General features: G+C 34.5%; 5 protein-coding genes. 1 reads left to right on the top strand and 4 read right to left on the bottom strand.

The features are described from left to right. The first annotated feature begins 187 nt into the window (after window positions 1–187). On the top strand, window positions 188–373 hold the full coding sequence (locus tag CHA01nite_RS20275; protein WP_146944797.1) for a hypothetical protein: 186 nt from the start codon (window positions 188–190) through the stop codon (window positions 371–373). 182 nt (window positions 374–555) lie between these two features. Here the strand turns inward: CHA01nite_RS20275 and CHA01nite_RS20270 are convergent, their stop codons facing one another. From CHA01nite_RS20270 to CHA01nite_RS20670, 4 genes are all read right to left on the bottom strand, one after another. Then, window positions 556–747 carry a hypothetical protein gene (locus CHA01nite_RS20270; RefSeq protein WP_047397393.1) on the bottom strand — a complete coding sequence of 64 codons (192 nt, stop codon included), beginning with the start codon at window positions 745–747 and terminating at the stop codon, window positions 556–558. A gap of 7 nt (window positions 748–754) precedes the next feature. Beyond that, entirely contained in the window at window positions 755–1,690 is a 936-nt protein-coding gene (locus tag CHA01nite_RS20265; protein ID WP_228458482.1) for an RHS repeat domain-containing protein, read from the bottom strand. Between the two features lie 205 nt (window positions 1,691–1,895). Next, entirely contained in the window at window positions 1,896–2,327 is a 432-nt protein-coding gene (locus tag CHA01nite_RS20260) for a hypothetical protein (protein WP_146944795.1), read from the bottom strand. Next, window positions 2,309–2,953 (bottom strand): hypothetical protein (locus tag CHA01nite_RS20670; protein ID WP_170234792.1); only part of this gene is annotated, 645 nt, incomplete at its 5' end. The genes CHA01nite_RS20670 and CHA01nite_RS20260, both read right to left, overlap by 19 nt.

Here is a 2,953-nt window from a genome sequence, read left to right as displayed (position 1 = left end):
AAAGTAGCTCAGGCATATATTTCTGTGTAGCTGTAAATATAGCTACTATTTTAAATAAACTTTATTAACATAAATAAAAAAAAGGTAATTAAACATTCAAGACTAACTCTATTTTAAGAAGCCCTTTATAATCATTCGGCAGAGCTTGCAGAAAAACCCCGGGTGAGTAACAAAAGCCTTTCCCGCTATGAGCCGGGAAGCAGCATTCCCCCTGCCGATGCGCTTAAAATACCGCCAATGCTTTAGGATCTCAAGTGCTGCTTTGCTCAATGATGATACCGTGGCTATTAAAGGCAAAGACCTGCTGAAAAAGTTTGAAGCCATACAGGAAATGAATGAAGAAGACAAAGCACTCTTTTACCAGGTTTCTTGATCTTATCATCCGGGATTTTAATGCCAGAAAAGCCTATAAGTAAGTTTTGCTTTACTATAAAACACAAACACCACCGCAAAGCGATGAGATTATTACTAAAGATTATAGATCCAAATGATCGGAATATTAACCCTGCCAGTTAAGATGATGTTGATTAATAAAGGAAACCAACATCTGGATCGTTACCCTAAATAATTAATTATTAGTCCAACAATTATAGCTATAGGTATCAAAAATAAGCCAGCCATATTATTTTTGGCTCCTTCTTTTTCTATATTAGAGTTATATGCTTCAGCCATTTTTTTTGAATTAAATTTATATACAAAAATCCATCTTATAAAAACTCCAAATCCTCCAAATACAAAATCTATCATAATATTACTATTTTGGTCCTAGTTGATATATGCCTTTTTTAACTGCTGTTTTCATGCCTGTATTAACTCCCCAATTGCCAACAGCATTTCCTACTGTGCCCAACTGAGTGAATGGTTTAAATCTAAAACCAATACCAATTGTCATTGCTTCAATAGCTGGAATAGATATTTTTCTAAATTTCTCCTTTTCACTCATTATTGTAGTCCCATCTTTATAATTTAATGTTTGGCCAAATACTCCATCTTTAAAACCCCATAAGGTCATATCCATTTTTACATGCATATCACCAGCCTTTCCTTGTTTAATCATTTCTTTTGGAACAAGATAAAAACTTCCATAAAAAAGATATCCTACAACTTGAATACCTTCTACCGGTTTTGAAATAATACCATCTGCTAAAAAGTTCCATGCTTTTCGGGTAATAGATATACTACTTCCTGGTGGATCATCAGTTCCAAACTGCGAAAAATCAAATTTAGAGAAGTCTGGCTCAGAAGAATCAGGCTCAGCAAGATACGCCATGATATCTTTATAAAGCTGAGTTTCCCCAAAGGTAGCTGCACTTCCCCCACCGCCGCCAAGGCCATCAATCCTGGACTTCATGAATTCATCATCACGGCCGAGAAAAGACAGAATGCTTTGCGAGTCTCCCCTTCCCAGGTAAGACAATATTCCCCTGCCGTTTCCAAAGCCTACCGAGTGCTCATCCATTTCTGTGGAAGCCATCGGTTTCCTTCCATCCGGATCGATAAACATCACCGGGTTGTTCAGAGCATAATTATACGGACTTACCCTGGTTGTGCTTTCCGCAAGGGGATCCACGACGCCCCATCTCCCGATATCGCTCATATACATCCTGGCCCCATAATCGCTCCAGCCCGTTTCTTTCTGTAATTCCTTACTGTTGTACCGGTATTTATATGCCGGATTGGCTACTTCCAGAACATTAAAACCATGATTCAGTCCGACCTCATAATAGCGAACTGCTGCGCTGCCAACTTTGCCTTTTTAGTTTAATCTTATAGATATGTATATGTGTAAATATAGTCACTATTCTCAATAGAATGTATTAAGATAAAATAAAAGAGGAAATCAATTGATAACCTCTTTTTTATTTATTAATATTGTGATAAAAAGTTGAAATGTATTAATTCTTTATAAATTTAGAAAGTTCTACTGGAATTGGAGGAAGCTTATTACTATCTTTAATGAATATTCCTTTTTTACCATCTACAATAAATACATTAGTTTCTTGATAATCTGCATTGTAAAACCATATTTCTCCCTTATCATCAATATAGATAGTCCACTTCATGTGATTACTTATTGAATTATTAATATCTCTCTGGTACAATAATTTACTGTGAAGATCAAAAAGGCCATAGACAATTGTACCTTCTTTAAATTCTTTTACTAATATATCAATATCTTTAAAATAATATAATCCAGGTGAATTTATAAATGTATTTTTTTTAACATACACACCTGACTTTTTATCATTATTGTCTCTTGCAAAATTGGAATTCTTATCACAACTGATAAGTAGAAATAATGCTATAATTAATGTAATCTTTCCCATTCTTTATTTTTTATTATAATTGTTTGAGTCCATTGAATTGTTATCCAATAATCTTTTGGATGACCGACCTTTCTGGCAATATAGTTAAACCATTTATCCGCTGTGACGGAACTATTATGATTTATCTGATCTGTCCATTTCAAATTAAATTTAAATATATATGAATCACTTGATTTATCATATCTTCCATTCGCTACATAACTCAAATAGTTGGTTCCATGTAACATTTTATATCCAGTATTATACCCATTATCAATTTCAAAGTGAAAGTTTCCCGAAGTTTCAGAATATTTAGTTTTTCCTTCAGAATTCATAGAATAACTTCTTGCACGTGCTATTCTCTGTAACCTATCTGATAAGATTTCATTACCTTTCATATAATCGCTCCAACTTTTATCATATGAGAAATTCAAATTTTTTCCTGAACCTCCAAGCCAATGATTCATCAATTCTTCACCTTTCTTATCAAAAATCCAAAATGCTGGTGGATCATCATGGCCGTATCCTGAAAAATCAAACTTAGAAAAGTCCGGCTCAGGAGAAGCAGATTCGGCAAGATACGCCATGATATCTTTATACAACTGGGTTTCTCCGAAAGGAGTACTTCCCCCACCACCGCCACCACC

The sequence above is a fragment of the Chryseobacterium hagamense genome, from assembly GCF_007991455.1.
GTDB classification, from domain to species: Bacteria; Bacteroidota; Bacteroidia; order Flavobacteriales; family Weeksellaceae; genus Chryseobacterium; species Chryseobacterium hagamense.
The sequence above is the reverse complement of the archived record's forward strand: the minus strand, read 5'-3'. Positions and strand labels throughout refer to the sequence as shown.

What these genes read in the sequence shown, in the direction of transcription:
- CHA01nite_RS20270 (WP_047397393.1), bottom strand. Translation starts at nt 747, where the DNA reads ATGATAGATTTTGTATTTGGAGGATTTGGAGTTTTTATAAGATGGATT.
- CHA01nite_RS20260 (WP_146944795.1), bottom strand. Translation starts at nt 2,327, where the DNA reads ATGGGAAAGATTACATTAATTATAGCATTATTTCTACTTATCAGTTGT.
- CHA01nite_RS20275 (WP_146944797.1), top strand. Translation starts at nt 188, where the DNA reads ATGAGCCGGGAAGCAGCATTCCCCCTGCCGATGCGCTTAAAATACCGC.